Origin of the sequence: Paraburkholderia sp. Cy-641, assembly GCF_011752945.1 — a bacterium.
Lineage (GTDB): Bacteria > Pseudomonadota > Gammaproteobacteria > Burkholderiales > Burkholderiaceae > Paraburkholderia.
In genome coordinates this window covers 160,900-178,692 of record NZ_VWWM01000002.1, presented here as the reverse complement: position 1 = coordinate 178,692, position 17,793 = coordinate 160,900, and the positions used below count along the sequence as shown (strand labels likewise).

Genomic DNA, 17,793 nt, shown 5'->3' with positions numbered 1-17,793 from the left:
CAGTGGTTATTCTCATTGGCCATTTATGGGTCAAGCACGCCCTGCACGCCGTCGGCCACAAGATTCACGCCGACCACGAGCGAGGCGATCGCGCCCGCCGCGAACACGACGGTCCACCAGGCGCCGCCCGCCATCAGCGTGTACGACTCCGACAGCGCGAGCCCCCAGTCGGCCGACGGCGGCTGGATGCCGAAGCCGAGGAACGACAGCGTCGCGACCGCGAAGATCGCATAGCCGAGCCGCACGGTTGCCTCGACGACGATCGGCGGCAGCACGTTCGGCAGGATCTCCGCGAACATGATGTAGGGCGCGCGTTCGCCGCGCAGTTGCGCGGCGGCGACGTAGTCGAGATGGCGTTCCGCGAACACGGCGGCGCGCACGGTGCGCGCGGTGATCGGCGTGAACGTAAGGCCGATCACGACGATCACCGTGAGATTCGAGGCGCCGAGCGCGGCGAGCGCGAGCAATGCGACGATCACGAGCGGCAGCGCGAGCACCGCGTCGATCGCGCGGCCCACGAGATGGTCGACCCAGCCCTCGAAGTAGCCGACGACGAGCCCGAGCGCGGTGCCGGCAGCGGTGCCGAGCAAGGTCGCGAGCGGCGCGATCGTGAGGATGTCGCGCGCGCCGACGATCACGCGCGAGAACACGTCGCGGCCGAGCTGATCGGTGCCGAACCAGTGCGTGCGATCGGGCGGCGTGAGCGAGTTGAGCGGATCGGATGCGTAGGGGTCGAGATGCACGAGCCACGGCCCGGCCATCGCACAGCCGATCCACCACGCGACGATTAGCGCGCCCACGACGAAGGTCGGCGAGCGCAGCAGCAGAAGCAGGTGTTGATAGCGCGGTTGATTGCGGTTGTGCGATGCGGAGCCGGGCGTGCCCGGCACAGGCGGTGTGGGCGGCGCAGGCGAAGCCGGCGGCATGGACGGCGGCACTGAGGGGGGTGGCACAGTCGCGCTCATTCGCCGTTCCTCACACGCAGCCGCGGATCGAGCAGCACATGCACGGCATCGGCGACGAGATTCGCAAGCGTATAGACCACGCCGATCGTCAGCACGCCCGCTTCGAGCATCGGAAAGTCCTTCGCCTTGGCCGCGTTGTAGATCAGCGAGCCGATGCCGGGGTAGTGGAACAGCGTCTCGACCACGACGAGTCCGCCGATCATGTAGCCGAGCTGCGTTGCGGCTACCGTGACGGTCGGCAGCAGCGCATTGCGCAGCACGTGCCGCCAGATCACGACGTGGCGCGGCAGGCCCTTGAGGATGGCGGTGCGCGTGTAGTCGGCGTCGAGCGCTTCGACGGTGCCCGCGCGCGCCATCCGCGCGATATAGCCGAAGAACACGAACACGAGCGGCAGCACCGGCAGCACGAGATGCCTCAACTGCTCGAACACGCTCGCGTCGGGTGCATACGACGCTTCGATCGGCAGCCAGCGCAGCCACACGCCGAACACCAGAATCAGCACGATCGACGATACGAACTCCGGCACCACCGTCGCCGACAAACCCGCGATGCTGATCGCGCGATCGAGCCAGCGTCCCGCATGCATCGCCGCCCCTACGCCGCCCGCGATGCCGAGCGGCACGACGACGATGAACGCGAGGAAGCCGAGCTTGGCCGAATGCGCGAGCGCGTCGGCGATGAACGGCGCGACCGGTTCGCGATACGCATACGAAAGCCCCATGTCGCCGCGCACGACATGCGCGATCCAGTCGACGTACTGCGTGAGCAGCGGCCGATCCGCGCCGAGCTGGTGATTGAGCGCGGCAACCGCGCGCGCATCGGCGAGCGGGCCCAGCACCGCGCGGCCGATATCGCCGGGCAGCAACTGGCCGCCCGCGAACACGATCAGCGACAGCAGCCACAGCGTAATCAGCGAGAGGCTCGCGCGCGTCGCGAGAAAACGCGCGACACGGCCCGCATGGCCGTGTGCCGCCGCTCGCGATGATGAAGGGGACGCCGTGGCCGACATCGTGAACTCCTGCGAAATCGCGCGGTGCCTAAGCGCGCGGTGCCTAAGTGTTCAGGCCGGGTACTCGAGCCATGTGCTCAAGCGCTCAGCGTCGCGCGGTCGAAATACAGTTGCGCGAGCGCGGTGAAGCGCACGCCGTTCACGCCCTTGCGCATCGCGATCAACTGATCGTAGAAGAACGGAATGATGACCGGCGTTTCGTCGAGCAGCAGCGTCTGGATCTGCCCGGAGATTTTCCTTTGCGTGGCGAGATCGAGCGCCGCGACGAACTGAGCGACCAGCCGGTCGTATTGCGGATTCCTGAAGTGCGCGGCGTTCCACGTGCCGTTGCTCGTGAGCGGCGCGTTGAGGAACACGTTCGGCACGCCGCGATGGCCGTAGTCGGTGATGCCGAGCGGCGAGTCGAGCCAGTCGGATTTGCCGGGCGTGCCCGCGCCGTAATAGAGCGACTGGCTTTCGACCTTCAGGTTGATGCGCACGCCGATCGCTTTCGCCGCGTTCTGCACGACCACGGCGAGGTCGGGAATCTCCATGTATTTTTCGGTGGTCAGCGTGACGTCGAAGCCGTTTGGCACGCCGGCCTGCGCGAGCAGTTGCTTCGCCCTCGCGACGTCGATTTTGCGTTGCGGCACACCTGCATCCGACGACGGAAACACCGGCGCGAACGGGCTGTCGTTGCCGGCTTGAGCGCGGCCCTTGAAGAGACCGCGCACCAGCACGTCGCGATCGATCGACAGCGCAAGCGCCTCGCGTACGCGTTTGTCCTTGAAGAGCGGGCTATCGTTGCGCATATGAATCTGCCGATGGGCGCTCGACTTCACGCCGACCGCCTTGTAGTCGGGATTGTTCAGAATGCCTGCGCCGCCCTGCACGGTGAAGGTGCCCATCACGTCGGCCTGATGGCCTTGCAACGCGAGCAGCTGTGCCTGCTCGTCGGCGTAGAAGGTGAACTGCACGTGTTGCGGTAACGCTTTTTCGCCCCAATAGTCGGGATTGCGTACGAACGATGCGCCGACCTTCGGCTGATACTTTTCCAGCCTGAACGGACCCGTGCCGATAAAGCTCTTTTCGTAATTGCCCGCGTAGTTGGCGGGCAGGATCACGGCGTTGTAGTTGTCCGAGGAAACGTAGTACGGGAAATTGCCGTTCGGCGCATCGAGATGGAACTCGACCGTGTGTTCGTCGATAACTTTTGCGCCACCTTTCGACAGCACGCCCTTCAATACCGAGAGCGCGGCCGAGCCGCTGGCCGGATCGGCGAGACGGTCGAAGGTGGCGGCCACGTCCTTCGCGCCGAAGTGCTGGCCGTCGTGGAATTTGACGTTCGGGCGCAGCTTGAAGGTCCACACGTCGCCCTTGTCGTTCGGCTTCCACGACAGCGCGAGCGCGGGTTTCAGCATGAGCTTTTCGCCGTCGTCGTCGATCAGGAATTCGCCGGTCTGGTTCAGCAGCGCGAGGCTCGCGGCGTCGGTCACGGTGAGCGGGTCGACCGCGCCAGCGGGCGTCAGATGCGCGACGCGGATCGTCTGGTTCGATGGGGCCGCCGTGCCCTGTGCGTTCTGCGCGCTCTGTGCATCGGCACGCGGCGTGTCGAGCAGGCCGCCGCCCACGAGCGACAGGCCGATCACGCTCGCGTAACGCAGCAATTCGCGCCGCGTGAGGCGGCCGGCCAGGAATTCATCGATGGCATGGTTGCCGTAGGCGTCGGCGGTGCGGCGGGCTGCTTGCAGTGGCGCATGAGGTTCCGCATGGGAGGCGGGAAGTCGGTCCGCGGGCGTTTTCATCGATGGCGTGTCCAGTCCATTCTGCTGCCGGTTCGGAAGACGTCGCGCGAGCCGCGCGACAGCGCGAGGTGCAGCGCGCTTTCAGCGCCCGTGGCGTCGAGCCTCGGCGCCCGACGAAAGCGCAATGCTGCGCAAAGCGGTTTCAGTGTAAGCGATTGCTTGCGGCTGCGGCGCGCTTGCGCCGCCGTGGGCTTGCCGATCGGCCGATAACGGCGTGGTGGTGTGTCGTCGCTGCAACGGTAGCACGGCGTGGGCCACGGTGATCGCTAGCGCCGCGCGGCATGGCGGCAGGCGTTCGGCGCGAGCGCGAATGGATCGCCCGAATGGATCACCCCTAACGCGCTGGAATCCTGACCGATTGCATCATGCGTGCAGCGGAATTGACAGCAAGCACCGCGCATCGCAAGCGCTGTAGGCTGCCCCCCGCGCGCTTTAGCGATCGTGCGGATGCTTGTGAATCGGATCGACCCAGTACACCGTCTCGGGCTGTTCGACCGCGTCGATGTTCAGATTGACCACGACCGCTTCATTGTCGCTGCGCACGAGCACGCATTCGAGCGGTGCGTCGGTGCTCGCGTTGATCTCCTGATGCGGCACGTAGGGCGGCACGAAGATGAAGTCGCCGGGGCCCGCTTCGGCGGTGAATTCGAGGTGCTCGCCCCAACGCATGCGTGCCTGGCCGCGTACCACGTAGATCACGCTTTCGAGCGCGCCGTGATGATGCGCGCCGGTCTTCGCGTTCGGATGGATCGTCACGGTGCCGGCCCAGATCTTCTGCGCGCCGACGCGCGCCGCGTTGATCGCGGCGGCGCGATTCATGCCGGGCGTCTGCGCGGTGTTGGCATCGAGCTGATCGCCGCGGATGACCTTCACGCCGTGCTCGCGCCAGTCGACCTGCGCGGCGGCCTCGTGCTCGGCCCGGTAATGCGGATGTTCGTGCTCGTGGCTCATGGTGTCTCCTTGCGGGCGTGGGTGCCGCGTTCGAGTCCTGCGCTGCGGTCGTGGCCTGATCGATGCCGGTGTTGCATGGCCGTTCGACATTCTGGCACGTTCGGAACACGCACGCGTGGTGTGACGAGGCGGGCAGCAGGGGCCCAACCGCGCACATCGACGAAGAACCGAAAAAAAGCCCGCTCACGGGGAGCGGGCTTCGAGCCGTTGGTATCGGCGGTGGCATTGCGGCTGCGGTGAAGCGCGGCAAGGGCTGCCTTGCCGCACTCCTCAATGCCACCGGGCCAGCATCATTGCTTCTTCGCGTTGATCACCGCTTCGGCGACGTTGCTCGGCGTTTCGGCGTAGTGCTTGAATTCCATCGTGTAGGTCGCTCGGCCCTGGGTGGCCGAGCGCAGCGAGGTCGAGTAGCCGAACATCTCGGCGAGCGGCACTTCCGCGCGCACGAGCTTGCCGCCGCCGCCCGCGATGTCTTCCATGCCCTGCACCATGCCGCGCCGGCTCGACAGATCGCCCATCACGTTGCCCATGAAGTCCTCGGGTGTTTCCACCTCGACGGCCATCATCGGTTCGAGCAGCACGGGCTTCGCCTTGCGCATCGCTTCCTTGAATGCCATCGAGCCGGCCATGCGGAACGCGTTTTCGTTCGAGTCGACGTCATGGTACGAACCGAAGGTCAGCGTGACCTTCACGTCGACCACCGGATAACCCGCCAGCACGCCGGCCTTCAGCGTTTCCACGATGCCTTTGTCCACCGCGGGAATGAATTCGCGCGGAATCACGCCGCCCTTGATCGCATCGACGAACTCGTAGCCCTTGCCTTGCTCCGACGGTTCGAGCGTGATCACCGCGTGACCGTACTGGCCGCGCCCGCCCGACTGCTTGACGAACTTGCCTTCGACGTCCTCGACCTTGTTGCGCACCGTTTCGCGATACGCCACCTGCGGTTTGCCGACGGTCGCTTCCACGCCGAACTCGCGCTTCATGCGGTCGACCAGAATTTCGAGGTGCAGCTCGCCCATGCCGGAGATGATCGTCTGTCCGGATTCCTCATCGGTCTGCACGCGGAACGACGGGTCTTCCTGCGCGAGCCGGTTCAGCGCGATGCCCATCTTCTCCTGGTCGGCCTTGGTCTTCGGCTCGACGGCCTGCGAGATCACCGGGTCGGGGAAGATCATCTTTTCGAGGATGATGACGTGGTTAGGATCGCAGAGCGTGTCGCCCGTGGTCGCTTCCTTCAGGCCGACGGCCGCCGCGATGTCGCCCGCGTAGACTTCCTTGATTTCCTTGCGCTCGTTCGCGTGCATCTGCAGGATGCGGCCGAGGCGCTCCTTCTTTTCCTTGATCGCGTTGTAGACCGTGTCGCCCGAATTGACGACGCCCGAGTACACGCGGAAGAAGATCAACTGGCCGACGAACGGGTCGGTCATGATCTTGAAGGCGAGCGCCGAGAACGGATCGTCGTCGTTCGGATGGCGCTCGATCTCCTTGTCGTGCTCATCGTGGCCGGTGATCGCGGGCACGTCGACCGGCGAGGGCAGATAGTCGATCACAGCGTCGAGCATCGCCTGCACGCCCTTGTTCTTGAACGCGCTGCCGCACAGCATCGGCACGATCTCGTTGGCGATCGTGCGGGCGCGAATGCCGTGCTTGATTTCCTCTTCGGTCAACGGCTCGCCGCCGAGATATTTTTCGAGCAGCGTTTCATTGGCCTCGGCCGCGGATTCGACCATTTTGTCGTGCCATTCCTTCGCGGTGGCCGCGAGTTCAGCCGGAATGTCGCGGTACTCGAACTTGATGCCCTGGCTGTCGTCGTCCCAGAAGATCGCCTTCATCTTGACGAGATCGACCACGCCCTGGAAATGATCTTCCGCGCCGATCGGAATCTGGATCGGCACCGCGACGCCCTTCAGACGATCGCCGATCTGCCGCTGCACGCGGAAGAAGTCCGCGCCGATGCGGTCCATCTTGTTGACGAACGCGATGCGCGGCACCTTGTACTTGTTCGCCTGGCGCCACACGGTTTCCGATTGCGGCTGCACGCCGCCGACCGAGTCGTACACCATGCAGGCACCGTCGAGCACGCGCATCGAGCGCTCGACTTCGATCGTGAAGTCGACGTGCCCCGGGGTGTCGATGATGTTGATGCGATGCTCGGGGTAGTTGCCGGCCATGCCTTTCCAGAACGCCGTGGTGGCCGCCGAGGTGATCGTGATGCCGCGCTCCTGCTCCTGTTCCATCCAGTCCATCGTCGCCGCACCGTCGTGAACCTCGCCGATCTTGTGGGTCACGCCGGTGTAGAACAGGATCCGTTCGGTGGTGGTGGTTTTGCCGGCATCGATGTGAGCGCTGATGCCGATATTCCGGTAGCGCTCGATGGGAGTCTTGCGGGGCACGTGAACCTCCTTGGAATGGCGCGCCTGAAACGCATGCCGGGCGACCGTTGGGCCGCCCGGGGAGTCTGGGTGCTGCTTGATGTGGTGGTGCTTTATCGAGATTACAAGGATAGCGCGTCGGTTGGTCTTTTGCATGAATCGCGCTGGCGGGCGGCAAGCATGCTCGCGCAAGGCGGCGCGGACGGAAAAAGCCGGCGCCCGGGAAGGGCGCCGGCTTTTTCCGGAAAACGTCGCGGCGATGGGGCGGCCGGGAGGGCTGGGTGAGATGCCCATGGCGTGCCTATGAGGTGCCGCCCAGTTGGTGCTCAGTTGCTGCCTGGGCGCCCCCCGAGATGCGCCACCCGAGCGGCCGGCGGCCCGGCAAGCTGCCGCAGGGGCCGCCAGAATTGCAGCTTACTGCGTGATGCCCGGCACCGGCGGCAAGCCCTGGATCTGCATGCCCGGCTTGATGCCCTTCGACGCGAACCAGCCCTTGCTCATCTCGAGCGCGAACACGCCGTTGTGCGTCGGGCAATGATTGTTGGTGGTCTCGGCCTGCATCTCGTCGAGGTCGGTGATCGTGCCGTCCGCACGCATGAACGCGATCGACAGCGGAATCAGCGTGTTCTTCATCCAGAAGCAGTGGCCGGCGTTCTCGTTGAACACGAATAGCATGCCTTCGTTCGGCGCGAGATTCGTGCGATACATCAAGCCCTGTTCGCGATCCGCATCGTTGGCGGCGACGGCCGCGTCGATCACGAACATGCCGGCGGTCAGCTTGACGCGCGGAAATTCGCCAGGCTGCTTGGCGCCCGGCGGCATCTGCTGCGCATGGGCGGGGGCGGTGGTGGCCGCCAACGAGATGGCCGCGAGCGGCAGTGCAACGGCAACAGCGAAACGCGCCATCAGCGAGCGCATGGAAAATCGCACGGCAGGACTCCTTGCTCAAATTAACTCGCGCATGTTACGCGAGCGCGTGCAAAACAAAAAGGCAGATCGCCTTGCGGTGATCTGCCTTACAACGCCGTAAGAACGGCAATGAAGCGAGTTCTTGACTGCGTTTTTACAAGCAACTTACTCCGAAGCTGCCGAAGCTGCAGCGGCTGCTGCTGCCTTCTTGTGCGCCTTCTTGTGGTGAGCGTGCTTGGTGGCCTTCTTGGCTGCCGAAGCTGCTGCCGGAGCTGCGGGAGCTGCCGAAGCGGCTGCCGGAGCCGAAGCTTGTGCGAATGCTGCCGTTGCGAAGAGGCCAGCGACCAGAGCGGCGATCAGTTTGTTCATTGTGTAGATCCTCAGCTTGAGTTAATTAACCAAATGACCCGGCTTATGTAGAGTCAAGTCGGTAAACGTGCCATCCACCTTTCGGTTGACAGCCGCATCGAACAAATTTCTCGACGCGTCTGCTAGCGTTCGGACTTTCGTATTCGCCGCGCAAACGGCTTATGCAAAGGTCTTTAAGGCTGAATGCCGGATAGCTTCGGCGGCATCTGCGTCGAATAACGCGTCGCGTTGCGCAGCGGTTGACGAGAATTCGCCGGAAAATTTTCATCGCGATGGACTGCGGCGGCGACCCCTTGCGACGGCATTCGCGAGCGTGCATGTTTCACGTTTCCCGGGCTGCTTCACGGTGTGGTTTCACGCCTGTTTTTATTTGCCGATACAACGGCTTAGGCCAATCGAGGCAAGCGTGAAACACTCACGATACGCATGACGTCCCCCCGTATTCGCGCATTTACACGATACCGTCCCATGGCGCGTTCGCCGGCAACTCGATGCTCTCTCCCGGCGCGAGACCCAGCGAAAAAATGTCCAGCGCACCGACGCCGACGCGCACGAGGCGCAGCGTCGGAAAGCCGACCGCGGCGGTCATGCGGCGCACCTGGCGGTTCTTGCCTTCGGTGATCGCGAGTTCGATCCACGTGGTCGGGATCGCGGCGCGGTGGCGGATCGGCGGCGTGCGAGTCCATAGCGTGCTCGCCGGCTCTATATGATTCGCGCGACAGGGGCGTGTCACGTAGTCGCCGAGATCGACGCCGCGTGCAAGCTTCTTTAGCGCGACCTCGTCGATCGCGCCTTCGACCTGCGCCCAATAGCGTTTAACGAGCTTATGACGCGGCTCGGCGATACGCGCCTGCAATGCGCCGTCGTCGGTGAGAAGCAGCAGGCCTTCGCTATCGGAATCGAGCCGGCCCGCCGGATAGACGCCGGGCACCTTGACCCAGTCGGCGAGCGAGGCACGCGTTTCATGCGGCGAGAATTGACAGATGGTGCCGAACGGCTTGTTCAGGGCGAGAAGGCGCATACGGGAAAGAAGAGTCGGCGGACCAGGGCGCGGCGGCGTATCGAAACGTATCGAAGCGCGCCAATGCACGCTCATGCACGTCAACGCACGTCGCGGCAACGTCACACAATGCGCCGATCGTGCCGCGTGAAGTTTCGGCGACGGCGGCCGGCCGCATCGCGGGCGCCGGCCGTTGCGCTCAGGGTCCGGTTAGGGATGGCGCGATGATAATGCATAAACCGGCATCGCCATTCTTATGTCTTATAGAAGAGTGAGGCTCGCAGCTGCGTTCGTCCATGTTGGAAAACCCCGAGCCATGGCCGTTTCGACGCGCGCGAGGCGTGGGCTAGAATAGCGGCCAGGCCGCTCGCGAGCGTCCGGCATTGCGCGGCGAGGGGCGCCCCCTTTCGCAGTCTCCCATCAGCTTTTCACAGCTTTCACTGGAGTCCGATCATGCCGTATCAGCACATCAAGGTTCCGACCGGTGGCGACAAGATCACTGTCAACGCCGATTTCTCGCTCAATGTCTCCGACCAGCCGATCATCCCGTTTATCGAAGGCGACGGCACCGGTCTGGACATCACGCCGGTCATGATCAAGGTCGTGGACGCGGCGGTCGGGAAGGCGTACGCGGGCAAGAAGAAAATCCACTGGATGGAAATTTACGCGGGCGAGAAGGCGACCAAGGTGTACGGCCCGGACGTGTGGCTGCCCGAAGAAACGCTGCAGGCGGTGAAGGAATACATCGTCTCGATCAAGGGGCCGCTCACTACGCCGGTCGGCGGCGGCATCCGCTCGCTGAACGTCGCGCTGCGCCAGGAGCTGGACCTCTATGTGTGCCTGCGGCCGGTGCAGTACTTCAAGGGCGTGCCGTCGCCGGTGCGCGAGCCCGAGAAAACCAATATGGTGATCTTCCGCGAGAACTCGGAAGACATCTACGCCGGCATCGAATGGGCGGCCGAATCGGAGCAGGCGAAGAAGGTCATCAAGTTCCTGCGCGAAGAAATGGGCGTGAAGAAGATCCGCTTCCCGGATTCGTCGGGCATCGGCATCAAGCCGGTGTCGCGCGAAGGCACCGAGCGTCTCGTGCGCAAGGCGATCCAGTATGCGATCGACAATGAGCGCCGGTCGGTCACGCTGGTGCACAAGGGCAACATCATGAAGTTCACCGAAGGCGCGTTCCGCGACTACGGCTATGCGCTCGCGCAGAAGGAATTCAACGCGGAGCTGATCGACGGCGGCCCGTGGATGAAGGTCAGGAATCCGAAGACGGGCGGCGACATCGTCGTGAAGGACGTGATTGCCGACGCGTTCCTGCAGCAGATCCTGCTGCGCCCGGCCGAATACGACGTGATCGCGACGCTGAACCTGAACGGCGACTACGTTTCGGACGCGCTCGCCGCGCAGGTCGGCGGCATCGGCATCGCGCCGGGCGCGAACCTGTCGGATTCGGTGGCGATGTTCGAGGCGACGCATGGCACCGCGCCGAAATACGCCGGTAAGGATTACGTGAATCCGGGTTCGGAAATTCTCTCGGCGGAAATGATGCTGCGCCATCTCGGCTGGTTCGAGGCGGCGGACCTGATTATCGGCTCGATGGAAAAATCGATCCTGCAAAAACGTGTCACTTACGATTTTGCGCGCCTGATGGAAGGCGCGACCCAGGTATCGTGCTCAGGATTTGGGCAGGTGATGATCGAGAATATGTAATTCATGCGCTGGAATTATCCAGCGCGCATTAATGGCTTGACTGGAATACCCCGGCGCGATTACGCGGCCGGGGTATTTTTCTGGAAATCGTATCCGGTTTTTTACGGCCGGAATATCGGCGGCGGCCGGTATCGAATGACGCTGGATTTTCAGCGCCGCTTTTCAGCATCGTTTTTTTGCATCGCTTCTCAACACCGAATCGCACCGCATAAAAAGAAACCCGGCGTGCAGCCGGGTTTCAAAAAGGACGGGGACGAACCGCCTCAGGCAGGTGCCTGAATGTTCGAAGCCTGTTTTCCTTTCGGGCCTTGCACGACTTCGAAGGTGACCTTCTGGCCTTCCTTCAGCGTCTTGAAGCCATTCATCTGGATGGCCGAGAAGTGTGCAAACAGATCCTCGCCACCCTCGTCAGGCGTGATGAATCCGAAACCCTTTGCGTCGTTAAACCATTTGACCGTACCAGTTGCCATTCCAACTTCCCCTGTTACTCATGTGACCACCACGAGCCCCTCGAAAAGCCACGACCACACGAGGCAGCCGCTCCCTCCTCACAAGCTCACCATCGGCATTTTTTCGAAATTATGGCTTGGTGAAAAAAGTGCCAGCTTGATTGTTGAGGCTCTTTATTCGAGTGTCAAGAAAATTTTGAGACGCCGTTGTCGCATTGCAAACAGGCTGCTTTCTAGGGGTTTTTCCCGCTTCCGTTATGTGCGGTTGCGCAAGCGTCGCGTCTTGAAAAGTCGCATAATCGACTCACATGCTGGACTGGGGCCGGGCCGCCGGGAGTGCCCGCGGCGCGTGCCCCCACCGGCTCCGGCAGGTTATGCGATACTCGATCCGACCGCGGCGCAGCAACATCGCGCGGCATCACAGGATAGGGGCCGGCTCCGCAATCGGCCCGTCGACAACGCGCGGGCGCGGGCGGTCATGACGAAGTCATGACCGGCTGTCCGCAGCGAACGGGGGCATCGGCCGCTGGCCGGGTTTTGACAGGATTGCGGGCCTGTCCTAGTTGTTTAGAATGGGTGTATGGCGATTATCCCGGACAAGCAGGACGGCACCGTACTGGAGCGGCAGGAGCAGAAACTCAAGCCGCCGTCCATGTACAAGGTAGTGCTGCTGAATGACGACTTCACGCCGATGGAATTTGTCGTGATGATCGTGCAGGAATATTTCAATAAAGATCGTGAAACCGCAACGCAGGTCATGTTGAAGGTTCATCGCGAAGGCAGGGGAGTTTGTGGGGTCTATACGCGGGACATCGCGTCGACCAAAGTCGAGCAAGTCGTTACCCACGCACGGCAGGCCGGGCATCCGCTGCAGTGTGTGATGGAGGAAGCATGATTGCCCAGGAACTGGAAGTCAGCCTGCACATGGCGTTCATGGAAGCACGCCAGGCAAGGCACGAGTTCATAACGGTCGAACATCTTTTGCTCGCCCTGTTGGATAACCCGACGGCGGCGGAGGTGTTGCGTGCATGCGCGGCCAATATCGAGGATCTGCGCCAGAACCTGCGCAACTTCATTCATGACAACACGCCGACCGTGCCGGGCACGGACGACGTCGATACGCAGCCCACGCTGGGTTTCCAGCGTGTGATCCAGCGCGCGATCATGCATGTGCAGTCCACCTCGAACGGCAAGAAGGAAGTGACCGGCGCGAACGTGCTGGTCGCGATCTTCGGCGAGAAGGACTCGCATGCGGTGTACTACCTGCAGCAGCAGGGCGTCACGCGCCTGGACGTGGTCAATTTCATCTCGCACGGCATCGCCAAGACGAGCAGTTCGGACGCCGCGAAAGCGAGCGACGCGAACGCCGAGGCCGACGAGGCCGCCGCGCAGAAAGAAACGCCGCTCGCCCAGTTCACCCAGAACCTGAACCAGATGGCGAAGGACGGCCGCATCGATCCGCTGATCGGGCGCGAGTCGGAAGTCGAGCGCGTGGTACAGGTGCTGTGCCGCCGGCGCAAGAACAATCCGTTGCTGGTCGGCGAGGCGGGCGTCGGTAAAACCGCGATCGCCGAAGGGCTCGCCTGGCGCATCACGCGCGGCGAAGTGCCGGACATTCTGGCGGATGCGCAGGTGTATTCGCTCGACATGGGCGCGCTGCTTGCGGGCACCAAGTATCGCGGCGACTTCGAGCAGCGCCTGAAGACGGTGCTGAAGGAATTGAAGGAGCGTCCGCACGCGATTCTGTTCATCGACGAAATTCATACGCTGATCGGCGCAGGCGCCGCGTCGGGCGGTACGCTCGATGCCTCGAACCTGCTGAAGCCGGCGCTCTCGTCGGGCACGCTGAAGTGCATCGGCGCGACCACGTTCACCGAATATCGCGGCATCTTCGAGAAGGACGCGGCGCTGTCGCGTCGTTTCCAGAAGGTCGACGTGACCGAGCCGACCGTCGAGCAGACGGTGGCGATCCTGCGCGGGCTCAAGTCGCGCTTCGAAGAGCACCACGGTGTCAAGTATTCGTCGGGTGCGCTGTCGGCGGCGGCTGAGCTGTCGGCGCGCTTCATCACCGACCGCCACCTGCCGGACAAGGCGATCGACGTGATCGACGAAGCGGGCGCGGCGCAGCGCATTCTGCCGAAGTCGAAGCAGAAGAAGACGATCGGCAAGAACGAGATCGAGGAAATTATCTCGAAGATCGCGCGCGTGCCGGCGCAAAGCGTGTCGCAGGACGATCGCAGCAAGCTGCAGACGCTCGACCGCGACCTCAAGAGCGTGGTGTTCGGGCAGGACCCGGCCATCGACGCGCTGTCGGCCGCGATCAAGATGGCGCGCGCGGGCCTCGGCAAGCTCGACAAGCCGATCGGCGCGTTCCTGTTCTCGGGTCCGACCGGGGTCGGCAAGACGGAAGTGGCGAAGCAGCTCGCGTTCACGCTCGGCATCGAGCTGATCCGCTTCGACATGTCGGAATACATGGAGCGTCATGCGGTGAGCCGGCTGATCGGCGCGCCGCCGGGCTACGTCGGTTTCGACCAGGGCGGCCTGCTGACCGAAGCGATCACGAAGAAGCCGCATTGCGTGCTGCTGCTCGACGAAATCGAGAAGGCGCATCCGGACATCTTCAACGTGCTGCTGCAGGTGATGGACCACGGCACGCTGACCGACAACAACGGCCGCAAGGCGGACTTCCGCAACGTCATCATCATCATGACGACGAACGCGGGCGCCGAGGCGATGGGCAAGTCGGTGATCGGCTTCACGAACCGCCGCGAGGCGGGCGACGAGATGGTCGACATCAAGCGCATGTTCACGCCGGAGTTCCGTAACCGTCTGGATGCGACGATCAGCTTCCGCTCGCTCGATGAGGAAATCATCATGCGCGTGGTCGACAAGTTCCTGATGCAGCTCGAAGACCAGTTGCACGAGAAGAAGGTCGACGCGCTCTTCACCGACGCGCTGCGCAAGCACCTCGCGAAACACGGCTTCGATCCGCTGATGGGCGCGCGGCCGATGCAGCGTCTGATCCAGGACACGATCCGTCGCGCGCTCGCCGACGAATTGCTGTTCGGCAAGCTGATGAACGGCGGCCGGGTGACGGTCGACGTCGATGCCGAAGACAAGGTGCAGTTGACCTTCGACGAGCATCCGGCGCCGCGCAATCCGAATCCGGAAGCGGTGGAAGTGGAGTGATGTTGGTGAGGTCGGCGTGGCCGGTGTGGTGTCAAGCCGGCTAAACGACCAAAGGCCAGAAGCAGAACGGCGCGGGTTTTATCCCGCGCCGTTTTTTTATGCTCCGTTTACGCTCCGGTTTTCCGCTAGCCGGGTGCGCTGAAAAACGCGGCAGCCGTGTCGCACCGCGGCAATCAGGCAATCAATGCTTGCCGGTGCTGCCGAATCCGCCCGCGCCGCGCGCGCTTTCCTCGAAGTCATCGACGATATTGAACTCGGCCTGCACGACCGGCACGATCACCAGTTGCGCGAGGCGTTCCATCGGATTCAGCACGAACGTCGTTGCTCCGCGATTCCACGTCGAAATCATCAGTTGCCCCTGGTAATCGGAATCGATCAGGCCGACCAGATTGCCGAGCACGATGCCGTGCTTATGCCCGAGACCCGAGCGCGGCAGAATCAGCGCCGCATAACCGGGATCGCCGACGTGAATCGCGAGGCCGGTCGGCACCAGCGCGGTTTCGCCCGGTTTCAGCGTCAGCGGTTCGTCGAGGCAGGCGCGCAGATCGAGGCCGGCGCTGCCGGTCGTCGCGTAGGCGGGAAGCTGTTCGCGCATGCGCTCATCAAGAATCTTCAGGTCGAGTTTCATTCGGGTTCGATCGGGAGTGTTGGGGTTGTCGTGGTCGTTGGGATGGACGGCGGGCAGGGGCACGGAGGTGCCGCCCGTCAAGCCGCCGGATGCGAGCCGAGCTGGAACGCCTCGGCGAGAAGTTCATAGGAGCGCAGCCGCGCGCGATAACTGCCGGCGACCGTGAGCACCATCAGTTCGTCGGCCTGGAACTGCTCCTGCAAATCCGCGAGCCGCTCGGTGACGCGCTCCGGCGTGCCGATGATGCTGCGTGGTTTTTCGCGGTCGATCACGAGCCGTTCGCGCTCGCCGTACTCCTGCGCGACGCCTTGTTCGATCGTCGGAATCGGCTCGTTCAGGCCGTACGCCATTTGCACGCGGCGCAGATCGACGGCTTTTTCGAGGTCGGCGGCTTCCTGTTCGGTGTCGGCGCAGATCACGAAAACCGCCGCAGCGAGATACGGCTGCGACGCTTCCACGCTCGGCTGGAAACGCTCGCGATACGCGAGCGCGACCTGTCTGCCGAAATGCGCATTGATGAAATGCGCGAACGAGAAACGAATGCCGAGCTGCGCCGCGAGCAGGCCGCCGAATTCGCTCGAACCGAGCATCCACAGTTGTGGGCGCGTATCGATTTGCGGTTGCAGCAGCACGCCTTGCGCGAGGTGATCGGCGGGGAGCGTGCCGTGCATGAGCCCGAGCAGATCGGTAACCTGCTGCGGGAAAATTTCGCCGCGATTGTAGGCGCCGGCGGCCACCGCTTGCGCGGTGCGCATATCGCCGCCCGGCGCGCGTCCGACGCCGAGGTCGATACGGTTCGGGAACAGCGCTTCGAGCATCATGAACTGCTCGGCGACCTTGAACGGACTGTAGTACGGCAGCATCACGCCGCCGGAGCCGAGGCGAATACGTTTCGTCACGCTGCCGAGGCGCGCCAGCATCACTTCGGGGCAGGGGTTCGACACGCCGCGCAGGCCGTGGTGCTCGGCGCACCAGTAGCGCGTGTAGCCGAGGTCGTCGGCGAGCTGCGCGAGTTCGACCGTGGCGGCGATGGCGTCCGCCACCGAGTGCCCGGAGATCACCGGCGTTTGATCGAGCACGGAAAGTAGCGTCATGTCAGTAGTGCTCCAGATGATTCCGGCCACGAGTCAGCGTAGTCAGCGCCGACAGCGCTGGCGGCGCCGACGGCAGCCACGCGGGCTCGCCGCCGTTTGCCTTCAGCGCCCCGGGCCGGTGTCGGGCAGGCGCCCGGCGATCTCGGCGATCAGCGCGCGCGCGAGCGTCTGCTTGTCGGCGCGCGGCAGTCTGGTGGCGTTGCCTGCTTCGAACAGGATCACTTCGTTGTCGTCGAGCCCGAACGTCAGCGGGCCCAGGTTGCCGATCAGCAGCGGCACGTTCTTGCGCGCGCGTTTTTCCTCGCCGTGGACTTCGAGGTTGCCGCTTTCTGCGGCGAAACCGACCGTGAACGGCGGCTTCGGCAACTTGGCGACCGCGGCGAGGATGTCCGGATTCTCGACGAACGAGAAGCTCGGCAGCGTGCGCTCGGCGGTCTTCTTGATCTTCTGTTCGCTGACGTGATCGACGCGCCAGTCGGCCACGGCGGCGACGCCGATGAACACGTCCGCGTCGGCGACAGCCCGCATCACCGCGTCGTGCATCTGCTGCGCGGTTTGCACGTCTTCGCGGAACACGCCCCACGGCGTGTCGAGCGCGACCGGACCAGCCACCAGATGTACCTCGGCGCCGGCCTGCTGCGCGGCGCGCGCGAGCGCGAAGCCCATCTTGCCGCTCGAACGGTTCGTGATGCCGCGCACCGGATCGAGAGGCTCGAAGGTCGGCCCGGCGGTCAGCAGCACACGGCGGCCGGCGAGGATTTTCGGCGCGAAGAACGACGCGATCGCTTCATAGGTCGCGGCTGCTTCGAGCATGCGCCCGTCGCCCACTTCGCCGCAGGCCTGCGGACCCGAATCGGGGCCGAGCACCTCGATGCCGTCCGCGCGCAGTTGCGCGACGTTGCGTTGCGTGGCCGGGTTCTGCCACATCTGCCGGTTCATCGCCGGCACGACGAGCAGCGGGCAGTCGCGCGCGACACATAGCGTCGAGAGCAGATCGTCGGCCATGCCGTGCGCGAGTTTGGCGAGGAAGTCGGTCGAGGCGGGCGCGATCACGATCGCGTCGGCTTCGCGCGACAGGTCGATGTGCGCCATGTTGTTCGGCACGCGACCGTCCCACTGGCTCGTGTAGACGGGCCGGCCCGAGAGCGCCTGCATCGTGACGGGAGTGATGAACTGCGTGGCCGCTTCGGTCATGACGACCTGCACGGTCGCGCCCGCCTTGGTCAGCAGACGCGTGAGTTCGGCGATCTTGTAGCAGGCGATGCCGCCCGTCATGCCGAGGACGAGGTGTTTGCCTGCGAGTTCTGCGGTTGCCAACGAAAGCCTCCGACAAAGCATGATGGCGCCCGGCGGCGCAAGG

At 63.9% G+C, this 17,793-nt stretch carries 16 protein-coding genes; 4 read left to right on the top strand and 12 right to left on the bottom strand.

The annotated features are described in order from the left end of the window. Positions 1–23: 23 nt before the first annotated feature. The 8 genes from F3J20_RS02215 to F3J20_RS02180 all read right to left on the bottom strand — a co-directional run bounded on the left by F3J20_RS02215 (position 24) and on the right by F3J20_RS02180 (position 9,384). Complete coding sequence (locus F3J20_RS02215; protein ID WP_167041266.1) at positions 24–938, bottom strand: ABC transporter permease; 915 nt, start codon at positions 936–938, stop codon at positions 24–26. A gap of 23 nt (positions 939–961) precedes the next feature. Next, positions 962–1,975 carry an ABC transporter permease gene (locus F3J20_RS02210; RefSeq protein ID WP_167281653.1) on the bottom strand — a complete coding sequence of 338 codons (1,014 nt, stop codon included), beginning with the start codon at positions 1,973–1,975 and terminating at the stop codon, positions 962–964. A 77-nt stretch (positions 1,976–2,052) separates the two neighbouring features. Then, complete coding sequence (locus tag F3J20_RS02205; RefSeq protein ID WP_167281652.1) at positions 2,053–3,759, bottom strand: ABC transporter substrate-binding protein; 1,707 nt, start codon at positions 3,757–3,759, stop codon at positions 2,053–2,055. A gap of 432 nt (positions 3,760–4,191) precedes the next feature. Then, complete coding sequence (locus F3J20_RS02200; RefSeq protein ID WP_167041090.1) at positions 4,192–4,710, bottom strand: cupin domain-containing protein; 519 nt, start codon at positions 4,708–4,710, stop codon at positions 4,192–4,194. Between the two features lie 290 nt (positions 4,711–5,000). After that, positions 5,001–7,106 (bottom strand): elongation factor G, encoded by a 2,106-nt coding sequence (fusA, locus tag F3J20_RS02195; RefSeq protein ID WP_167281650.1) that lies wholly within the window; start codon positions 7,104–7,106, stop codon positions 5,001–5,003. A 393-nt stretch (positions 7,107–7,499) separates the two neighbouring features. Continuing rightward, a complete protein-coding gene (locus F3J20_RS02190) occupies positions 7,500–8,015 on the bottom strand; it encodes a DUF192 domain-containing protein (protein ID WP_167041096.1) in 516 nt (171 codons plus the stop codon). Between the two features lie 144 nt (positions 8,016–8,159). Further along, positions 8,160–8,363, bottom strand: a complete 204-nt coding sequence (locus tag F3J20_RS02185; RefSeq protein ID WP_167281648.1) for a hypothetical protein — start codon at positions 8,361–8,363, stop codon at positions 8,160–8,162. 451 nt (positions 8,364–8,814) lie between these two features. Beyond that, positions 8,815–9,384: a pseudouridine synthase gene (locus F3J20_RS02180; protein WP_167041103.1), complete on the bottom strand. Its 570-nt coding sequence runs from the start codon at positions 9,382–9,384 to the stop codon at positions 8,815–8,817. A gap of 432 nt (positions 9,385–9,816) precedes the next feature. Here F3J20_RS02180 and icd point away from each other — a divergent pair, with 432 nt between their 5' ends. Further along, entirely contained in the window at positions 9,817–11,073 is a 1,257-nt protein-coding gene (gene icd / locus F3J20_RS02175) for an NADP-dependent isocitrate dehydrogenase (RefSeq protein ID WP_167041106.1), read from the top strand. 3 nt (positions 11,074–11,076) lie between these two features. Beyond that, positions 11,077–11,352: a hypothetical protein gene (locus F3J20_RS02170; protein ID WP_167041109.1), complete on the top strand. Its 276-nt coding sequence runs from the start codon at positions 11,077–11,079 to the stop codon at positions 11,350–11,352. Here the strand turns inward: F3J20_RS02170 and F3J20_RS02165 are convergent. After that, complete coding sequence (locus F3J20_RS02165; protein ID WP_007180614.1) at positions 11,337–11,543, bottom strand: cold-shock protein; 207 nt, start codon at positions 11,541–11,543, stop codon at positions 11,337–11,339. The genes F3J20_RS02170 and F3J20_RS02165 overlap by 16 nt on opposite strands. A gap of 559 nt (positions 11,544–12,102) precedes the next feature. On the opposite strand from F3J20_RS02165, the gene clpS reads away from it, so the two are divergent. Both clpS and clpA read left to right on the top strand, forming a co-directional pair. Beyond that, positions 12,103–12,417, top strand: coding sequence for an ATP-dependent Clp protease adapter ClpS (gene clpS, locus F3J20_RS02160; protein WP_008919570.1), 315 nt, complete (start codon positions 12,103–12,105; stop codon positions 12,415–12,417). Continuing rightward, the gene (gene clpA, locus F3J20_RS02155) at positions 12,414–14,711 is read left to right on the top strand and encodes an ATP-dependent Clp protease ATP-binding subunit ClpA (protein ID WP_167041112.1); all 2,298 of its coding nucleotides are present in this window, start codon (positions 12,414–12,416) and stop codon (positions 14,709–14,711) included. Before clpS ends, clpA begins: the two co-directional genes overlap by 4 nt. A gap of 181 nt (positions 14,712–14,892) precedes the next feature. On the opposite strand, the gene dut is transcribed toward clpA, so the two are convergent. From dut to coaBC, 3 genes are all read right to left on the bottom strand, one after another. After that, complete coding sequence (gene dut, locus F3J20_RS02150; RefSeq protein WP_167041115.1) at positions 14,893–15,339, bottom strand: dUTP diphosphatase; 447 nt, start codon at positions 15,337–15,339, stop codon at positions 14,893–14,895. A gap of 77 nt (positions 15,340–15,416) precedes the next feature. Then, complete coding sequence (locus tag F3J20_RS02145; protein ID WP_167281646.1) at positions 15,417–16,433, bottom strand: LLM class flavin-dependent oxidoreductase; 1,017 nt, start codon at positions 16,431–16,433, stop codon at positions 15,417–15,419. Between the two features lie 102 nt (positions 16,434–16,535). Then, the gene (gene coaBC, locus F3J20_RS02140; RefSeq protein WP_167281645.1) at positions 16,536–17,750 is read right to left on the bottom strand and encodes a bifunctional phosphopantothenoylcysteine decarboxylase/phosphopantothenate--cysteine ligase CoaBC; all 1,215 of its coding nucleotides are present in this window, start codon (positions 17,748–17,750) and stop codon (positions 16,536–16,538) included. Between the last annotated feature and the right edge of the window lie 43 nt (positions 17,751–17,793).

Bases quoted from the DNA above. Each gene is read 5' to 3' on its own strand.
- F3J20_RS02210 (WP_167281653.1), bottom strand. From the start codon at position 1,975: ATGTCGGCCACGGCGTCCCCTTCATCATCGCGAGCGGCGGCACACGGC.
- F3J20_RS02205 (WP_167281652.1), bottom strand. From the start codon at position 3,759: ATGAAAACGCCCGCGGACCGACTTCCCGCCTCCCATGCGGAACCTCAT.
- F3J20_RS02200 (WP_167041090.1), bottom strand. From the start codon at position 4,710: ATGAGCCACGAGCACGAACATCCGCATTACCGGGCCGAGCACGAGGCC.
- F3J20_RS02185 (WP_167281648.1), bottom strand. From the start codon at position 8,363: ATGAACAAACTGATCGCCGCTCTGGTCGCTGGCCTCTTCGCAACGGCA.
- F3J20_RS02180 (WP_167041103.1), bottom strand. From the start codon at position 9,384: ATGCGCCTTCTCGCCCTGAACAAGCCGTTCGGCACCATCTGTCAATTC.
- icd (WP_167041106.1), top strand. From the start codon at position 9,817: ATGCCGTATCAGCACATCAAGGTTCCGACCGGTGGCGACAAGATCACT.
- F3J20_RS02170 (WP_167041109.1), top strand. From the start codon at position 11,077: ATGCGCTGGAATTATCCAGCGCGCATTAATGGCTTGACTGGAATACCC.
- F3J20_RS02165 (WP_007180614.1), bottom strand. From the start codon at position 11,543: ATGGCAACTGGTACGGTCAAATGGTTTAACGACGCAAAGGGTTTCGGA.
- clpS (WP_008919570.1), top strand. From the start codon at position 12,103: ATGGCGATTATCCCGGACAAGCAGGACGGCACCGTACTGGAGCGGCAG.
- clpA (WP_167041112.1), top strand. From the start codon at position 12,414: ATGATTGCCCAGGAACTGGAAGTCAGCCTGCACATGGCGTTCATGGAA.
- dut (WP_167041115.1), bottom strand. From the start codon at position 15,339: ATGAAACTCGACCTGAAGATTCTTGATGAGCGCATGCGCGAACAGCTT.
- F3J20_RS02145 (WP_167281646.1), bottom strand. From the start codon at position 16,433: ATGACGCTACTTTCCGTGCTCGATCAAACGCCGGTGATCTCCGGGCAC.